The following is a 16,795-nucleotide window of genomic DNA, read 5'->3' on the forward strand; positions in this document are numbered from 1 at the left end:
CGAGTGTGTAGCTTTGCTCGTAAAAGCCTAGAAAGCTTGGTATGAATCAATAATGAAAAGCCTTGATTGTAAGGCTTTTTTTGCATTTTTGTGATAGAATATAGGTAGTTATAATCGAGAGCAACTAAGAAGCAGTAAAAATATTATTCATAAAAATAATCAAGATAAGGGCGATAAAATGACAGAAATTGATAAAAGGAATTTAAAAAATTATCTTTGTTTTACATTTGGAATTACTTATATAGCTTGGGGGATTCTTGCCATCTTTACGCAATCTCATATTTTGGGATTAGAAACAATTATAGGAAGAACATTACATATAGTAGGTGCACTTGGACCAGCTATTGCAAGTGGCTTTTATTTGAAAAGGAATAATATAAAATTTAAACATTTTTTATTTAATAAGAAAGAAAATAGTAGTATCTATTTCATTATTCATATGTTAGCAATTTCGATCCTATTTTCTGTATCTTCCTTAGAATTAAACAGAGTATCAATTTATCTGATGCCACTATTCTTTATTCAATTAATTTTTTTTGGTGGTGGACATGAAGAATTAGGATGGAGAGGAATATTACAACCATTACTTGATAAAAAATATACTTATTGGCAATCTAATTTGATTGTAGGTTCAATCTGGGGAATTTGGCATCTGCCTTTATGGTTTATAGTTGGAGAAAGTCATCAAGGATTTCCTTTTATTTTATTTTTTATATATACATTATTTTTAAGTTTTGTTTTAGGGCTTCTTTATCGTCAAACGAAATCTGTGGGATACTGTATATTATTTCATGCGTTCGCAAATTTGTTAAATCTCTATTTTGTGTTAAAAATTAATGTTATTTTTATTATCATTTTTATTGCTTATTTAATTTATACAATATTGGCTAGTAATAGAATTAGTAAGGAAACAACATTTTAAAATTTAGATCAGGATATCCTTTATTGAAAGTAACGAGTGGTCTATCTAGATAATCAATGTTAGAGATTTTCTGTTTGATGAGGCATCACTGCTTGTACGAGCTGATTGAACAAGTATTTATCTAGTAATAGTTCTACAGTAAGGAGTTTTAATATGAAATTCCATGAATTTGGTGATAATAATTTGCCTTCTATCTTGCTGATACATGGCGGTGGCAGTTCTTGGTGGAATTATCTTCGCCAAGCACGGATCTTATCAGAAGAATACCGTGTTATTTTACCTACTTTGAATGGTCACGGAGAGGAATATAAACTTGATTATGTTTCTACGGAAGATTCTGCTTTGGAGATCCTAGACTATATCAAAGAACACTGTGGCGGGAAGTTGTTTGCGATTGGTGGTGTTTCACTTGGTGGTCAAATTGCTATGGAGCTTTTGTCCTTAGATAGCGAAATTGCTGAGAAGACCATCATAGACGGAAGTCTCTGTATTCCTCAACCAAGCTTAGCTAAAGTCAGCATTTTTCTGATACGTCTATTTGGCAAACTGATGTTTAGTAAATTCTCTTGTAAACTTCAGTTAAGCATGATGAACAAACTCTATCCTAAACTGGCTTATCCAGAGGAAATAAAAGCTTATTATTTGGAGGATCTGCCAAGGACGCCTATCAAAACATTGGTTACCATTTACAAAACCTATATGGGGCATTACAAGCTAAAGGATACGATTTCTGCTAATAAGGCACAGGTTCTTTATATTTATGGTGAAAAAGAATTGAACTGTGTGAAAGCATCAGCGAAATTATTTCAACAACTACATCCAAACACGATCTTGTATGAAGCTAAGGGCTATAACCACGGCTATTTATCAGCTTATCTACCTCAAGAGTGGATTGATTTGGTGGTACCATTTTTAAAGTGTGATTCATTGGAAATGTGTAATAAATCTGATATATCATAAGGAGGAATCTGATGCTAGGAGCAATAGTTGGAGACATTGTAGGTTCGGTTTATGAATGGGACAACATTAAAACGAAAGACTTTCCATTATTTCGTGATGATTGTTTTTTCACAGATGATACGGTTATGACCTGTGCCGTTGCAGAAGCAATTATGAATGGTGGTCAAAAGGATGACTTTATCGATGCCATGAAGAAGTATGGTAGGATGTATCCGGATGCTGATTACGGTGCTAGATTTGATGCTTGGATTAGGAGTGACAACCGTGAGCCATATAATAGCTTTGGCAATGGTTCTGCCATGCGTGTTTCTCCGTGCGCTTGGGTGATGGATGCCACTACAGACGAGTTTCCGTCCGATGGGAAACGTCTGGCACAACTTTCTGCAGAGGTGACGCATAACCATCCAGAAGGAATCAAAGGAGCAATGGCAACGGCGGATGCAATCTATATGTGCCGTTATTTCTTTGGTGATGACGGTAGCGATAACCCTGCGGAGATTAAAAGACGTATCAAGGAACATATCGAGAAAGACTATGGATATGACCTTTCTAAAACGTTAGATGAAATTCGTCCTACGTATCGATTCAATGAAACTTGCCAGGATACCGTTCCTCAGGCGATTGTTGTTTTTCTGGAGAGTACAGATTTTGAAGATGCGATTCGAAATGCGATTTCTCTTGGTGGGGACAGCGACACTCTTGCTGCAATCACGGGAAGTATCGCCGAGGCGGCTTATGGGATTCCTGAGTGGATTAAAGACAAGGCCTATAGCTATCTCGATGAGCCTTTGAAAGAGGTGCTCAGACGATGGGAAAAGGAAGTTGGCTGAATTTATAGAAAAAAGGCTATTGCTCGATAATAGTTATATTTCCCAGATCAGATGGAGGTGAACCGAGTGATTCAACTTAACTGTTTTAAAAAAGTGAATGAAAATTGTTTAATTAACAATCATAAACAATCCTATAAGAGTTTTGAAAATATAGATACTAATGTAGGCACTTTAATCGGCAGCTATCAATCTCAGAAAAATAACTTAACTTGGTTTGCTTGTCGAAAAAGTAGCCATGAAATTCTGATTGAAGTGAGAGACGAACAGAATTTTCAAAGTTACTATTTAGATTTGGAAGATAACTTTCTTGATTCTGAAGTAACTTTTAAGGGCTTCTCTGATAATAGAATTATCGTTTCATTGACAGCGGGACAGGATGGTTCACAGGACTTTTGCCTTGAATTTTTGAATCATGAGCTAAATGTGAGACATAAATTTCCACGAAATTTGGCGTATGTTTTTTCGACTGACGAGGAGAGTTCGTTGTTGGTAAATTTTTACTCGACTGAATTTTATATAATATCAAATCATGATTTCCAAATAAAATTTAGTCAAAGATTTCCTGTATTTGAACAGGACGAGGTATCAAACGTATGGAAGATTAACAATTCTTATGGTGTATTCTCTACAACGGAAGAAAGATGGTTTGTGTTTCATTTAAAGACATTGGAACTCGTTGATGAAATGATACTAGAAAAATGCCATGGAGAATACTCTGGGGTAGACACACTGTTTCAGACAAGCAATCAATTGATATTTAGATGCTATCAATACAATGAAGGAACAAAAGAAGTTGAATACATGAGTGTGGAAAAGAAAGATTTAGAGAGTATGATTGAACAATCACGCTAAGGAAAGTTTAGGAGGGTTATCGATGTATATGTTGGAATTATATCAAAATCCTTCTTATAAAGATTTAGTCGCATTTGGTTCCTTAAAAGAAGGAAAAGAATTTATATCCAAAATAACAGGATATACTCTAGAAAATGAAGATGATTTTGTTCAAGGTAATAAAGAAGAAGTAACGAAGATTTATATGAAAGGTTTAGAGTAAACATGAGTCTCTTATTTGAAGAATTTAAAACCATTTGTTTCCATTTAAACCGAGTCGGAATTACACCGACACTGATGGGTTCTTTGGGATTGGAGTTTAGAACGAAAGAAAATTGGGGGCCGTCTGACATTGATATTCATGTACCTGGTGACCCTAGAGGTTGGGAAGCACCTGACCATCTCAGAATTTATGACTGGGACAAGATAATGAAAGTGATGAAAGACTTAGGCTACGTCTTAATAGATATTCATGAGCATGAATTCCAAAAGGATAGAGAGAGTGTTGAATTTGGAAGTATCGATTCCTTACTTGATTTTGCAGGAGTTTCGGAATCGGACATAGAGCTTATTCACATTGAAGGCATCACTTTTCGTCTTCCAAGTCTGGAGCAGTATCTAAGTATTTACAAAGCTTCTTCTCAAGACTCCTATCGAAATGAACAAAATAATAATAAGGATTTTAAAAAGATCGAGTGGCTGGAAAGACATTTGTAAATTATCATATGAAAAGTAGTAAGTTGTAAGACTGGCTGCTATGTTATTTTTATTGCTTATTTAATTTATACTATATTGGCTAGTAATAGAATTAGTAAAGAAAAGGATTTTAAATTTTAGAAAAGGAAGTATTGTCATGGGAATATTCGATGATTTTGAGTACAAAGAAAAATGCCAAAATGAAGAAAAAGTAATTGAAGTACTTAAAAAGATTTTAAGAGCAATTCATCTAAATAACTATAGTGAGATTATGGATTGTGTTGATGGTTCAGAAGTTGATGATGTAAGAGAGTTACTAGAATATATTCACGATTCATTACAATTAAATGATTTTGATAAAATTGATGAATATGGTGTAGAATGTAATTTTCATCCGAATTATGAGTATTCTCAACTACAAGTTTATGAATTTAATGATCAAACTGGTTTTGCTGTTGAATATCAGATGACCTCTAATTCTGAATTAGTAGATTTAACCCTAAAATTAGAATTTTTATACCAAGAGGATGGTTACAATATAACTTCTATAGATGTAGATCCTGGATAAACTATAGTTAAATATCTTCGTTATGTAATATATATGTAGACTAAGGATAGATAATAAAATTGTAAGTTGCTTAAATCTTGGTTGGTTTTTCAAATATTGGAAGGATTAATGATGTATCTATTAGAATTGTACCAAAACAATTATTCAAAGGATTTAGTCTTATTTGAGACTTTAGAAGAAGGACGAGAATTTGTAGCTCAAATCCCTGGATATACTTTAGAAACAGAAGATGGTTTTGAAGTAGAGTATGTTAATCCTAAACACTTGCCGGATTATATGGAAATTGTCTTCAATGGAAATATTGTTCCTTTATCTAGATTTTCGTTTAATCCTGAAGAAAATGTGGATATTATTTGGAAAGAAATTTCGAATCTGTCCCTTAAAAACGATAAAGTAATCGAAGGCACTACAAAAGTAGATGCGTATGTCGTTAACAACGATGAAGCGAAAGCTTATGTCGAAGTCAGAGAAGCAAACTTCCGTAAGGCAAAAGCTTTCCTAGAAAACAAAGGATATGAAGTCGATAGAAGCTTTTTCGGAAGTGAAGACGGGGAAGCAATTCTCTACAGAAAAAAAGACGCCGAAGATTGGCACTTCTTATGCCACTTAGATCCAATGTTTGTAGAGATTGAAGATGTAGAGGGATATGTGAAAGAAGAGATGGAAGAGTTTTTGAATAGTTAAACTTATAAACTCTTCACAAAATAATAAACCAATCGAAAGGAAATGTCGGTTGGTTTTTTAATGCTCATCTTGTAAACTTGCTAAATAAACTAGAATCAAGTACAATGAGTTTAGATAGTTCTATATGTATAGTTTTAGCTCAATATAAATCTATCTAATACGACATCAAATAAGTGAATGAGAAACAAAAAGGTTTTTTAATTGATCTTTATTGTTTTTAAACTCCTTAAGGAGAATGATAAATGAAAAAAATTATGTTAATCATCAATCCAACATCTGGTGGCGAAAAAGCTTTGGATTATAAGGTGAAACTGGAGAATAAAGCTAGAGACTATTTTGAAGATGTGGAGATTAAAATTACGGAGAAAGCGCAAGATGCCACAAACTTTGCAGAAGAAGCTTCTCGTGAGCGATATGATGCTGTTCTTGTTTTTGGTGGAGATGGGACTGTCAATGAAGTAATCTCTGGTATCGCGGAAAAAGACTACATTCCTAAACTTGCGATTATCCCAGGAGGAACTGGGAATCTCATTACGAAACTATTAGAAATCAATCAAGATATTGATGGTGCCATTGACGAGCTTGATTTTAATTCTACGAATAAGATTGATATCGGAAAATCAAATGGGCACTATTTCGGATACATTTTTAGTATTGGTTCACTGCCAGAAGCCATCCACAACGTTGGGATAGAAGATAAAACGAAGTTTGGCATGCTCGCCTATGCGATTAATACCATGAAGTCTGTCGTAACAGATCAAGCATTTAATATTACTGTTGAGACAGAAAATGGAAATTATATTGGCCCAGCCAGCCATGTTTTAGTTCTTCTTACCAATTATTTCGCTGACAAAAAAATCTTTGATGAAGACAAGGATGGTTATGCAAATATTTTGATACTAAAAGATGCCTCAATCCTTACTAAATTGTCAGTTATCCCTGATTTATTAAAAGGTGATGTCGTCGTGAATGAGAATATCGAGTATATAAAAGCTCGTCATATCAAAATTTCTTCTGATTCTGAACTCGAAACGGATGTTGATGGTGACAAATCTGCTGACCTACCAGTAGAAATCAAAGTGCTAGGTCAGCATATCGAAGTCTATTCTCAACCGAAAGAATAAGATTTTTAAACTTTGACAAGCCTTTTTAACGATATTTTTTAATAAAGGAAAGCCTATGAAAATTAAAAAATTAGCAACTCTTGGTCTTTGCTCAACACTTCTTTTGACCATAGTAGCTTGTAGTCAAACTCAAAAGACTTCTGATAGTACTGCTGAAACTTCAGTGACTCAATCACAGTCGAATCAGGTTTCCTGGAAAGCAACTTATAGCAATTTGAACAATCAACCGAGTGCAGAAGAAGTTCGGAATGCCTTGGCTGCACATTTGGATAAAGATAGTGTCGATGCATTTTTCAACCTTGTCAATGATTACAACGAGACTGTCGATTCAGTAGGCTTAACTGGGGATTTTTCTACATTTACCAAAACAAACTATGATGTTGAAAAGATAAGCAATCTTTGGTCACCTAAAAAGGGTGATTTTGTCGGTACCAACTGTCGTATTAACAGTTATTGTTTATTAAAAAATTCTATTGAAATCCCTAAGTTGGAAAAAGATGACTCCTTATTATTCCTAGATAACGATGCCATTGACAAAGGAAAGGTCTTTGGTGCAGAAGACAAGGATGCTTTTGATATTTTATTCTCAAGAGTCAAGACCGAAGCAACGACAGATATCAAAGTTCATGCTGCAAAGATGGAACAATTCCTTTCTCAATTCAAGTTTAATGAAAATGCTCGAATGCTATCTGTAGTAGTTCATGATGACTTGGATGGTCAATCCCTCTTTATTGGCCATGTCTGTATTCTTGTACCAAGCGAGGATGGTTATCTCTTTGTCGAAAAGTTAACCTTTGAGGAGCCTTATCAAGCCATCAAATTTGCGACCAAGGAAGATTGTTACAAATATCTAGATACAAAATACGAAAACTATACAGGTGAAGGTCTAGCTAAACCTTTTATTATGGATAATGATAAGTGGGTTCAATTTTAAGGGAGTAGACATTATGGATGCATTGTTTGGACTGATAGTCTTATTCCTAATAGGGGTATGGGCTGTTTGGGTTATCAAAGGAAACCAGCAGAGACCAAGAAATAATGAAAGATTTATTGGTTATATCAATCGATACGATGAAGATGGAGAACCCTACCAAGCGGAGATTTGGGAAGTCAGTGAAGACGAGGAGTAGACATATGGAATTACAAGATTTTACGAAACAAGAACAAGAAATGATTAAAAAGGGATTATCTTTCTCTAAGCTGAACGATAAAGAAACTGCTGACAAAATTATCGCGCTGATTCCTCAAGAATACATTAAGCGTATTCCATTTTTTGTTAGAAAACATGCGATTACGCGTACGATTAAGAGAATCTCTCTTGAGTATCCGGAATTGTACGCTGTTGCTGAACAAGAAGGCCAACTTCCTGATAAGGAAGCTCAAGAATTACGCCAAATTCTTACAGATATTTTCCAAGAGAAAATGAATAAGCATAAAATCAAGTAGGAGAGCCTAATCGCTCATCTATTTGATTTTATGCTTACTAATGACTAAAACTAACACTCCATCATTCCCACATGCTATGCTGGGCTCTGACTCCATAGCTATCAATCGAACCATCTGAATTGAACTTGGATTCAATACGGTATCTTTTCCAGAGGTCGTAATCTGCTGTTTGAATGGTTAGGATAAAGTTGTTATCCTTATCAGAGATATTATAATCAGCAGGATTAACTTCAAAGATATTGATTAGTTTTCGTGTTTGAAAATCTTGGAGCTTGAGATTTGCTAGCTTGACATGATTGATGGAAATTTTTTCTAGTTGCTTGCTATCCTTAGGTGTTTTGTAATAGGTTATGACGCAGTTTTTGAGCTGATCAGTATCTTTACCTGTGGGAGTAAGGTTCATAAAGCCAAAGGACTGATTATCTCGCTTGACTTCGAGAAGTTGACCGTAGTAAAAGTGGTCGTTTTTGGTATTGGTGATGGAGCTCTCTGCACCTTTATCTCCAAAGGTATAGCCTTGGTCTAAAAGCTCGGAAGCCTTGGTCTCCCCGATAATGACAGAAGTATCTTGAATGGTTACTGGAACAGGTTGAGCCGGAAGACCACTCATCATCATGCAAAACATAAATACATAACTCGTTAAAAAAGCTGCTCCTATAAAAGCGTTGGTTGATGCATAGGCATGACTGTTTTGAAAGTTTTTTCTTATAGCCAGTACAACAAATTTGCCAATACTTTTTAAAACCATACTAACAAGTACGATAAAAAATTGTTTTTTCAAACATTCATAAATGGCTTGAGGAAAGCTATTACCATGATAGTAGAAGACAGCCAATACGAGTAGATTTACGATTAAATAGATTAGCAAGAACCAATGAATCTCTTTAAGGGCATTAGCATCAGTGATTTCTTCATAGTCAACGTGAATTCTTCCTTGAACAGCATGGCCAAGTTTATAAATCCAATTAGGAATGTCTTTGCCTTTTTTAACCGCAACTACAAGTCTAATATAGAGATAGATAGCAAAGGACAAGGATAGAAAGAAAAGAGCATAAAAACCCAAAACAATACTAGTGAGCATGACTACTTCCCCCGTTTTTCAATTGCTAGAGAACAATTTTGTTAGCTCCATTATAGCATTTTCTAGGGAAATAGAGCTAGAAATATCAGCAGTTTCCTTAAAGATAAAAAGATGAGAATCATTGCCATTTAAGCTTTACCGATTGTGCTGATAGAAAGAGGCCCCTTCTTCTTACTAGTTTTATTAGTTGGGAATTGGGAATTAAAGAGAAAGATAAGACTTGAGAGAGAACATAAAGGAGTAGAGAGCCATGGATAGAACGGTGATTATAGGTACTTTAATAGTTTTTGCAATCTTTAATCTGCTACTCGGTTTGGGCTTTTATCTCTTTCTAAAAAAGAGGAAAGAGAATGGGCAGTCATTGTACGAAACTCCTGTAAATCAACAAACTCGAACAGAAAAACTGGGGCTAGGTGAGATTTTGGTCTACCTGACACTGATTGCAATCGCGGGGATGTTTGCTTTTCAGACCTTAAATCGAGGTGGTGTGGGGAATTCTATTTTAGCTAAAATGATCCTCCTCCCAGCTATAATGGCTCTTTTCAATGCAAGAAAAAGGACTGGAAAGTCTTTACTTGCCCTCCTTATAACCTTTATGGTCTTTCTAGTAGGAGTTATGTTTCATCTCACGATTGGTTTGCCACCTCAAACACCAATTTTGCAAATTAATGAAAGTAAAATCATTTTAGCAGAAACCAAAGCAAGTGATCTGATGGAAGCTGGGTTTGATATCTATGTAAGACAAGGTGATGGTAGTAGCGACTACGAAGACCTCCTGACAGATGGCAGTTTCAAAAAGTATTCAGGAGATAAATCAGTCACTATCGAAAAAGGCATCCGACTTGATAGCAATGCAGTCCCTTACGCTCCATATCTAATAGCAAAAAATGGTATAGTGCTGGGGAGTATTTCCTTTTACGGGGCAGAAGATAAGGACGTGGTTCTAGAAGATTCTAAGATTATTCAGGTTCGATTTAACAAGGACAGTATTGAAGCAGCTAAGAAACATTCTATTACTTTGAAATTGGATGAACTCGACTTGACTAGTCGACTGGACCTTCCACTTGTTCAAGAAACTTTCAAAAAGCATCTATGGTCAATTCCCCCATCAAATACAAATGATGTGACTCAATTGTGGTATGGATTACAGTGGTCAAGTAACAGCGACTCTCTATTTTGGAATGAGTTTTATAGTCTCATCCGTCTAGATGAAAATTACTTGATGACTGATTTTGAACTAGCTGCCAAAGTAGCTCGTGATGAGTAAATACGATTTTGAATAGTTGAATTTGCTTATGCCTAACTAAAGGAATTAATTCATTTAGTTCCTATTTTATTATTTAAAAGCGAATTTGAAATAGTTTTCAATTTTTGTGTATAGTAAAAATACGAACAAAAATGTAAATAATTTATAAAGTTTCCCCAAAATACTTTACAAACTTTTGTAAACATGATATAGTTATAAGGCTTAGAAAATGAGATGATGTTTTCTAGCAAATATAAACCCGAGTAAAAAATGCCTACGGACAGGCAGGGTTGAATGCCGAAGCGTGGTTGAAAAGCCGCATTATTGATAGGGTTAAAAGCCTACTTTTATAAGTTGATGTTAGAACATTAGTTCTAATTCGTATACATTTGTTAGTGTGGTGAAAGCACACGTCATCTTGTGAAACGATCAATAAAGTACGTAATATTTGCTACTAGAGAGTTAGGAAACATCAGGAACAGACATACTCAAAAGAAACAAACATAAACACGTCAGTAGATTGTAGAGCAGGTGCCAACCTGCTCTTTTTTTCATAAGTATCCTTTAGAGCCTTACATAAGGTGAAAATAACTATGATAAAGGAGTATGTCTCTATAATGTTAAATCAAAACCAAGCTCCAATTTATGAGGGATTGGTCAAGTTACGAAAAAAAAGAATTGTACCTTTCGATGTACCAGGTCATAAGCGTGGTCGTGGGAACCCGGAATTAGTGGAACTTTTAGGGGAAAAATGCGTTGGTATTGATGTCAATTCTATGAAGCCCTTGGACAATCTAGGACATCCTATTTCGATTATTAGAGAAGCGGAAGAGCTAGCAGCAGAAGCTTTTGGTGCTGCTCATGCCTTTTTGATGATTGGTGGGACAACTTCATCTGTTCAAACCATGATTCTCTCTACCTGTAAAGCAGGTGATAAAATCATCCTTCCTCGAAATGTCCACAAATCAGCTATTAATGCTCTCGTTTTATGCGGAGCTATTCCTATCTATATCGAGATGAGTGTGGATCCAAAAATCGGTATTGCTTTGGGGCTTGAAAATGAGCGTGTGGCGCAAGCGATTAAGGACCATCCGGATGCCAAGGCTATCCTAATAAACAATCCAACCTATTATGGGATTTGTTCAGACCTTAAGGGATTAACAGAGATGGCACACGCCGCAGGAATGAAAGTCTTAGTAGACGAGGCGCACGGTGCTCATCTGCACTTTACTGATAAACTTCCTCTATCTGCTATGGACGCAGGAGCAGATATGTCAGCTGTATCTATGCATAAGTCCGGTGGCAGCTTGACTCAAAGTTCCCTTCTTTTAGTTGGCGATCAGATGAATCCTGAATATGTGCGTCAGATTATTAACCTGACACAGTCAACATCAGCATCCTACTTACTAATGGCTAGTCTAGATGTTTCTCGTAGAAACCTAGCCCTTCGTGGCAAAGAGTCCTTTGAGAAAGTCATTGAGCTATCTGAGTACGCTCGTCGTGAAATCAATGCCATCGGAGGCTACTATGCCTATTCAAAAGAACTAGTAGATGGTGTATCAGTTTGTGATTTTGATGTAACCAAGCTGTCAGTTTACACTCAGGGGATTGGTCTAACAGGTATCGAGGTTTATGATCTCTTACGGGATGAATATGACATTCAGATTGAGTTTGGTGATATCGGGAATATCTTAGCCTACATTTCGATTGGTGACCGTATCCAAGACATTGAACGCTTGGTCGGTGCCTTAGCTGATATCAAGAGACTATACTCACGAGATGGGAAGGACTTGATTGCTGGAGAATATATCCAGCCTGAGTTGGTGCTATCCCCTCAGGAAGCCTTCTATGCAGAGAGAAGAAGCTTAACATTAGACGAGTCCGTTGGCCAGGTCTGTGGGGAATTTGTCATGTGTTATCCTCCAGGAATTCCAATCCTAGCGCCAGGTGAACGGATTACACGAGAAATTGTCGATTATATTCAATTCGCCAAAGAACGTGGTTGTTCACTCCAAGGAACGGAAGATCCAGAGGTCAATCACATCAATGTTATTGAGAGAAAGGAGAACTAGATGGATTTATGGTTTTCTGAAGTTCATACTCCAGATGTGAAATTATCCTTGAGAACTGCCAAGCAACTCTACGCTGGAAAAAGTGAATGGCAGGATATTGAAGTATTAGATACTCCAGCTTTTGGAAAGATTTTGATTTTAAATGGGCATGTCTTGTTCTCAGATGCAGATGACTTTGTCTACAATGAAATGACAGTTCACGTTCCTATGGCTGTCCATCCAAATCCAAAGAAAGTCTTGGTTATTGGGGGCGGTGACGGTGGTGTTGCCCAAGTATTAACTCTCTATCCAGAATTGGAACAAATTGATATTGTAGAACCAGATGAGATGCTGGTTGAGGTTTGCCGAGAGTATTTTCCAGACTTTGCTGCAGGACTTGATGACCCTCGCGTCACCATTTACTACCAAAATGGACTGAGATTTTTGAGAAATTGTGAAGATGATTACGACATTATTATCAACGATGCGACAGATCCATTTGGCCATACGGAAGGGCTCTTTACCAAGGAATTTTACGGCAATAGCTATAGAGCTTTGAAAGAAGACGGTATCATGATTTACCAGCATGGTAGTCCCTTCTTTGACGAAGATGAGTCAGCATGCCGAAGCATGCACCGCAAGGTCAATCAAGCCTTTCCAATTAGCCGGGTTTACCAAGCACATATCCCAACTAGTCCTGCTGGCTATTGGTTGTTTGGATTTGCATCGAAAAAATATCACCCTGTCAAAGATTTTGACAAGGAAGGCTGGAAAAAACGCCAGTTATTTACGGAATATTACACTGCAAACTTACATGTGGGAGCCTTTATGTTGCCCAAGTATGTAGAAGACATTTTAGAAGAAGAGGAAGGAAGAAAATGAGTCGTTTATTAGTTATTGGATGTGGGGGAGTTGCCCAAGTTGCTATTTCAAAGATTTGCCAAGATAGCGAAACTTTTAAAGAAATTATGATAGCTAGCCGTACAAAGTCAAAATGTGATGACTTGAAGGCTAAATTAGAAGGCAAAACAAATACTAAGATTGAGACAGCTGCTCTTGATGCTGACAAGGTAGAAGAAGTGATTGCCTTGATTGAAAGCTACAAACCAGAAGCTGTTTTGAACGTAGCTTTGCCTTATCAAGACTTGACCATCATGGATGCTTGTTTGGCTACAGGTGTGCACTATATTGACACAGCTAACTACGAGGCTGAGGATACAGAAGATCCTGAATGGCGTGCTATTTATGAGAAACGTTGTAAGGAACTTGGTTTTACAGCTTACTTTGACTACTCATGGCAATGGGCTTATCAAGAAAAATTCAAGGAAGCAGGCCTGACCGCTCTTCTTGGTTCTGGTTTTGACCCAGGTGTAACCAGCGTCTTTTCAGCTTATGCACTCAAACATTACTTTGACGAAATCCACTATATCGATATTTTAGACTGTAATGGTGGTGACCACGGTTATCCATTTGCAACAAACTTCAACCCAGAAATCAACTTGCGTGAAGTTTCTGCACCAGGTTCTTACTGGGAAGATGGAAAATGGGTAGAAGTCGAAGCCATGTCTATCAAACGTGAGTATGATTTCCCTCAAGTTGGTCAAAAAGACATGTATCTCCTCCACCATGAAGAAATCGAATCATTAGCAAAGAATATTCCAGGAGTTAAACGCATTCGCTTCTTTATGACTTTTGGCCAATCTTATCTAACTCACATGAAATGCTTGGAAAACGTTGGGCTTCTTCGTACAGATACTATTAATTTTAACGGACAAGAAATCGTACCAATCCAATTCTTGAAAGCCTTGCTTCCGGATCCTGCAAGCCTTGGCCCACGTACAGTTGGTAAAACTAATATTGGATGTATCTTTACAGGTGTCAAAGATGGCGTTGAAAAGACCATCTACATCTACAATGTTTGCGACCATCAAGAATGTTACGCAGAAGTTGGTTCACAAGCCATTTCTTACACAACAGGTGTTCCAGCCATGATTGGGACAAAATTAGTGATGGATGGTACTTGGAAACAACCAGGAGTTTATAACCTTGAAGAGTTGGATCCAGACCCATTCATGGAAGCTTTGAATAAATACGGTTTGCCATGGGTTGTGGTTGAAAATCCACAAATGGTGGACTAATGAAATTAGAACGAGTACCAACACCAGCTTACGTCATTGATTTAGCAAAACTAGAAGAAAATTGTAGCATTTTACAAGAGGTTCAAGAAAAAGCCGGCTGTAAGGTTCTACTGGCTCAAAAGGCTTATTCTCTCTATAAAACCTATCCCCTAATTAGCCAGTATCTATCAGGTACGACGGCTAGTGGACTCTATGAAGCGAAGTTAGCTAGAGAAGAGTTTCCGGGGGAAGTCCATGTATTTGCACCTGCTTTCAAGGAATCAGATATGGAAGAGCTACTGCAAATATCGGATCATATTGATTTTAACTCAGAGAGACAACTACGAAAATATGGTCAACGTTGTCGCGAAGTTGGTATCAGTGTGGGTCTTCGCATCAATCCTCAATGTTCAACGCAGGGTGACCACGCGCTTTATGATCCTTGTGCTCCTGGCTCTCGTTTTGGAGTGACTTCAGATAAGATACCAAGTGATTTATTGGATTTGGTTGACGGACTTCATTTTCATACTCTCTGTGAGCAAGGGGCAGATGATTTACAAACGACTTTGAAAGCAGTAGAAGAGCAGTTTGGAGCTTATTTGCACCAAGTTAAATGGCTCAATATGGGTGGTGGACATCATATTACGAGAGATGATTATGATGTGGACTTACTGATCTCTGAGATTAAACGTATTCGAGAAACCTATAACCTTGATGTCTATATCGAACCTGGAGAAGCTATTGCCCTTAATGCGGGCTATCTAGCGACAGAAGTCTTGGATATTGTTGAAAACGGGATTGAGACTTTGGTGTTAGATGCTTCAGCAAGTTGCCATATGCCAGATGTTCTTGAGATGCCTTATCGTCCCCCATTGAGAGATGGATTTGAAGCACAAGAAAAACCTTATACTTATAGACTCTCTTCAAATACTTGCCTGACAGGGGATATCATTGGAGACTATAGCTTTGAAAAACCGATTGAGATCGGCGATCGCCTCTATTTTGAAGACATGGCTATTTACTCATTTGTCAAAAATAATACCTTTAACGGGATTGGACTTCCAAGTTTGTATCTCATGGATAAAGAGGGTGAGTGTAGTCTAGTCAAAGCATTTGGCTACCAAGACTTTAAGGAGAGATTATCATGATGGACAGCCCAAAGAAATTAGGTTATCGTATGCCTGCAGAGTATGAACCCCATCATGGGACTCTCATGATATGGCCTACTCGACCAGGGTCTTGGCCATTTGAAGGCAAGGCCGCTAAAGCTGCTTTTAGCCGTATTATTAAAACTATTGCTCAAGGAGAAACAGTCTACCTTTTGGTGGAGCAAGACTATCTATCTGAAGCACAATCTTATTTTGGAGACAAGGTTGTTTATCTAGATATTCAGACAAATGATGCCTGGGCTCGTGATACAGGTCCGACCATTCTCCTCAATGATCAAAGGGAAAAATTGGCGGTAGATTGGTCTTTCAATGCCTGGGGTGGTGCTGTCGACGGTCTTTACCAAGACTATGAAGCAGATGACCAAGTAGCCAGTCGCTTTGCAGAAGTTTTAGAGATACCTGTTTATGATGCCAAACCTTTTGTACTGGAAGGTGGAGCTATTCATAGTGACGGTCAAGGAACCATTCTTGTCACAGAAAGTTGTTTGCTCAGTCCTGGTCGTAATCCTCTCCTGACTAAAGAGGAGATTGAAAAGACCTTACTAGAGAGCCTTGGTGCCGAAAAAGTCATTTGGTTGCCTTACGGTATTTATCAAGACGAGACAAATGAACACGTAGATAATGTTGCAGCCTTTGTTGGTCCTGCTGAGGTTGTTTTAGCATGGACGGATGACCAAGATGATCCTCAGTATGCCATGTCTGCAGCAGATCTAGCTCTCTTAGAGAAGGAAACCGATGCAAAAGGCCGGAGTTTCACTATTCATAAACTTCCAATCCCAGCTATTCATCAAGTAGTTACAGAAGAAGATTTGCCGGGATATACATATGAAGAAGGCGAAGAGGAGCGTTATGCAGGTGAAAGACTAGCAGCTTCCTACGTGAATTTTTATATCGCCAATAAATCTGTCTTGGTACCACAATTTCAGGATGTAAACGATCAAGTGGCCTTGGATATTCTCAGTCAGTGTTTTCCAGACCGTGATGTTGTCGGAATTACTGCAAGAGATATTCTATTAGGTGGTGGAAATATCCACTGTATTACCCAACAAATCCCAGAATAGGAGAAAAAG

Annotated in this window: 19 protein-coding genes and 1 pseudogene; 19 read left to right on the forward strand and 1 reads right to left on the reverse strand. The window is 37.3% G+C overall.

All coding sequences use genetic code 11. From position 1 onward, the window contains the following. Positions 1-178: 178 nt before the first annotated feature. From NML75_RS03045 to NML75_RS03100, 13 genes and pseudogenes are all read left to right on the forward strand, one after another. A complete protein-coding gene (locus tag NML75_RS03045; protein ID WP_254804001.1) occupies positions 179-922 on the forward strand; it encodes a CPBP family intramembrane glutamic endopeptidase in 744 nt (247 codons plus the stop codon). A 153-nt stretch (positions 923-1,075) separates the two neighbouring features. Further along, a complete protein-coding gene (locus tag NML75_RS03050; RefSeq protein WP_000668473.1) occupies positions 1,076-1,882 on the forward strand; it encodes an alpha/beta fold hydrolase in 807 nt (268 codons plus the stop codon). Between the two features lie 11 nt (positions 1,883-1,893). Continuing rightward, positions 1,894-2,712, forward strand: coding sequence for an ADP-ribosylglycohydrolase family protein (locus NML75_RS03055; RefSeq protein WP_074325015.1), 819 nt, complete (start codon positions 1,894-1,896; stop codon positions 2,710-2,712). Between the two features lie 66 nt (positions 2,713-2,778). Continuing rightward, positions 2,779-3,564, forward strand: coding sequence for a hypothetical protein (locus NML75_RS03060; protein ID WP_074325014.1), 786 nt, complete (start codon positions 2,779-2,781; stop codon positions 3,562-3,564). Positions 3,565-3,586: 22 nt separating this feature from the next. Next, the gene (locus NML75_RS03065; protein WP_254804002.1) at positions 3,587-3,766 is read left to right on the forward strand and encodes a hypothetical protein; all 180 of its coding nucleotides are present in this window, start codon (positions 3,587-3,589) and stop codon (positions 3,764-3,766) included. Positions 3,767-3,768: 2 nt separating this feature from the next. Then, positions 3,769-4,260 carry a phosphoribosylanthranilate isomerase gene (locus tag NML75_RS03070; RefSeq protein ID WP_254804003.1) on the forward strand — a complete coding sequence of 164 codons (492 nt, stop codon included), beginning with the start codon at positions 3,769-3,771 and terminating at the stop codon, positions 4,258-4,260. Between the two features lie 42 nt (positions 4,261-4,302). Next, positions 4,303-4,380 (forward strand): annotated as a pseudogene (locus tag NML75_RS08855) (CPBP family intramembrane glutamic endopeptidase); the annotation flags it as partial. Positions 4,381-4,396: 16 nt separating this feature from the next. Next, on the forward strand, positions 4,397-4,807 hold the full coding sequence (locus NML75_RS03075; RefSeq protein ID WP_254804004.1) for a DUF7668 domain-containing protein: 411 nt from the start codon (positions 4,397-4,399) through the stop codon (positions 4,805-4,807). A gap of 111 nt (positions 4,808-4,918) precedes the next feature. Beyond that, the gene (locus tag NML75_RS03080; RefSeq protein ID WP_254804150.1) at positions 4,919-5,491 is read left to right on the forward strand and encodes a hypothetical protein; all 573 of its coding nucleotides are present in this window, start codon (positions 4,919-4,921) and stop codon (positions 5,489-5,491) included. A 242-nt stretch (positions 5,492-5,733) separates the two neighbouring features. After that, a complete protein-coding gene (locus tag NML75_RS03085; RefSeq protein ID WP_254804005.1) occupies positions 5,734-6,615 on the forward strand; it encodes a diacylglycerol/lipid kinase family protein in 882 nt (293 codons plus the stop codon). A gap of 55 nt (positions 6,616-6,670) precedes the next feature. Then, positions 6,671-7,549: a DUF4300 family protein gene (locus tag NML75_RS03090; RefSeq protein ID WP_254804006.1), complete on the forward strand. Its 879-nt coding sequence runs from the start codon at positions 6,671-6,673 to the stop codon at positions 7,547-7,549. A 13-nt stretch (positions 7,550-7,562) separates the two neighbouring features. After that, the gene (locus tag NML75_RS03095; RefSeq protein ID WP_049495068.1) at positions 7,563-7,745 is read left to right on the forward strand and encodes a hypothetical protein; all 183 of its coding nucleotides are present in this window, start codon (positions 7,563-7,565) and stop codon (positions 7,743-7,745) included. A 4-nt stretch (positions 7,746-7,749) separates the two neighbouring features. Further along, entirely contained in the window at positions 7,750-8,061 is a 312-nt protein-coding gene (locus NML75_RS03100) for a hypothetical protein (protein ID WP_254804007.1), read from the forward strand. A gap of 61 nt (positions 8,062-8,122) precedes the next feature. Here NML75_RS03100 and NML75_RS03105 read toward each other — a convergent pair whose 3' ends face one another. Continuing rightward, positions 8,123-9,142: a hypothetical protein gene (locus NML75_RS03105; RefSeq protein ID WP_254804008.1), complete on the reverse strand. Its 1,020-nt coding sequence runs from the start codon at positions 9,140-9,142 to the stop codon at positions 8,123-8,125. 250 nt (positions 9,143-9,392) lie between these two features. On the opposite strand from NML75_RS03105, the gene NML75_RS03110 reads away from it, so the two are divergent. The 6 genes from NML75_RS03110 (at position 9,393) to aguA (ending at position 16,786) form a co-directional block, all read left to right on the forward strand. Then, positions 9,393-10,409: a hypothetical protein gene (locus tag NML75_RS03110; protein ID WP_254804009.1), complete on the forward strand. Its 1,017-nt coding sequence runs from the start codon at positions 9,393-9,395 to the stop codon at positions 10,407-10,409. Positions 10,410-11,005: 596 nt separating this feature from the next. After that, entirely contained in the window at positions 11,006-12,460 is a 1,455-nt protein-coding gene (locus tag NML75_RS03115) for an aminotransferase class I/II-fold pyridoxal phosphate-dependent enzyme (RefSeq protein WP_254804010.1), read from the forward strand. After that, positions 12,461-13,321, forward strand: coding sequence for a polyamine aminopropyltransferase (speE, locus tag NML75_RS03120; protein WP_247934324.1), 861 nt, complete (start codon positions 12,461-12,463; stop codon positions 13,319-13,321). It begins immediately after the preceding gene. After that, complete coding sequence (locus NML75_RS03125; RefSeq protein WP_254804011.1) at positions 13,318-14,577, forward strand: saccharopine dehydrogenase family protein; 1,260 nt, start codon at positions 13,318-13,320, stop codon at positions 14,575-14,577. Before speE ends, NML75_RS03125 begins: the two co-directional genes overlap by 4 nt. After that, positions 14,577-15,704, forward strand: a complete 1,128-nt coding sequence (gene nspC / locus NML75_RS03130) for a carboxynorspermidine decarboxylase (protein ID WP_254804012.1) — start codon at positions 14,577-14,579, stop codon at positions 15,702-15,704. The genes NML75_RS03125 and nspC overlap by 1 nt, the downstream gene beginning before the upstream one ends. Further along, on the forward strand, positions 15,701-16,786 hold the full coding sequence (aguA, locus tag NML75_RS03135) for an agmatine deiminase (protein ID WP_254804013.1): 1,086 nt from the start codon (positions 15,701-15,703) through the stop codon (positions 16,784-16,786). The genes nspC and aguA overlap by 4 nt, the downstream gene beginning before the upstream one ends. The last annotated feature ends 9 nt before the right edge of the window (positions 16,787-16,795 follow it).

This window comes from Streptococcus sp. CF4-3 (assembly GCF_024295385.1).
Taxonomy (GTDB): Bacteria; Bacillota; Bacilli; order Lactobacillales; family Streptococcaceae; genus Streptococcus; species Streptococcus infantis_I.

What these genes read in the sequence shown, in the direction of transcription:
- NML75_RS03045 (WP_254804001.1), top strand. Translation starts at nt 179, where the DNA reads ATGACAGAAATTGATAAAAGGAATTTAAAAAATTATCTTTGTTTTACA.
- NML75_RS03050 (WP_000668473.1), top strand. Translation starts at nt 1,076, where the DNA reads ATGAAATTCCATGAATTTGGTGATAATAATTTGCCTTCTATCTTGCTG.
- NML75_RS03055 (WP_074325015.1), top strand. Translation starts at nt 1,894, where the DNA reads ATGCTAGGAGCAATAGTTGGAGACATTGTAGGTTCGGTTTATGAATGG.
- NML75_RS03065 (WP_254804002.1), top strand. Translation starts at nt 3,587, where the DNA reads ATGTATATGTTGGAATTATATCAAAATCCTTCTTATAAAGATTTAGTC.
- NML75_RS03070 (WP_254804003.1), top strand. Translation starts at nt 3,769, where the DNA reads ATGAGTCTCTTATTTGAAGAATTTAAAACCATTTGTTTCCATTTAAAC.
- NML75_RS03075 (WP_254804004.1), top strand. Translation starts at nt 4,397, where the DNA reads ATGGGAATATTCGATGATTTTGAGTACAAAGAAAAATGCCAAAATGAA.
- NML75_RS03080 (WP_254804150.1), top strand. Translation starts at nt 4,919, where the DNA reads ATGTATCTATTAGAATTGTACCAAAACAATTATTCAAAGGATTTAGTC.
- NML75_RS03085 (WP_254804005.1), top strand. Translation starts at nt 5,734, where the DNA reads ATGAAAAAAATTATGTTAATCATCAATCCAACATCTGGTGGCGAAAAA.
- NML75_RS03090 (WP_254804006.1), top strand. Translation starts at nt 6,671, where the DNA reads ATGAAAATTAAAAAATTAGCAACTCTTGGTCTTTGCTCAACACTTCTT.
- NML75_RS03095 (WP_049495068.1), top strand. Translation starts at nt 7,563, where the DNA reads ATGGATGCATTGTTTGGACTGATAGTCTTATTCCTAATAGGGGTATGG.
- NML75_RS03100 (WP_254804007.1), top strand. Translation starts at nt 7,750, where the DNA reads ATGGAATTACAAGATTTTACGAAACAAGAACAAGAAATGATTAAAAAG.
- NML75_RS03105 (WP_254804008.1), bottom strand. Translation starts at nt 9,142, where the DNA reads ATGCTCACTAGTATTGTTTTGGGTTTTTATGCTCTTTTCTTTCTATCC.
- NML75_RS03110 (WP_254804009.1), top strand. Translation starts at nt 9,393, where the DNA reads ATGGATAGAACGGTGATTATAGGTACTTTAATAGTTTTTGCAATCTTT.
- NML75_RS03115 (WP_254804010.1), top strand. Translation starts at nt 11,006, where the DNA reads ATGTTAAATCAAAACCAAGCTCCAATTTATGAGGGATTGGTCAAGTTA.
- speE (WP_247934324.1), top strand. Translation starts at nt 12,461, where the DNA reads ATGGATTTATGGTTTTCTGAAGTTCATACTCCAGATGTGAAATTATCC.
- NML75_RS03125 (WP_254804011.1), top strand. Translation starts at nt 13,318, where the DNA reads ATGAGTCGTTTATTAGTTATTGGATGTGGGGGAGTTGCCCAAGTTGCT.
- nspC (WP_254804012.1), top strand. Translation starts at nt 14,577, where the DNA reads ATGAAATTAGAACGAGTACCAACACCAGCTTACGTCATTGATTTAGCA.
- aguA (WP_254804013.1), top strand. Translation starts at nt 15,701, where the DNA reads ATGATGGACAGCCCAAAGAAATTAGGTTATCGTATGCCTGCAGAGTAT.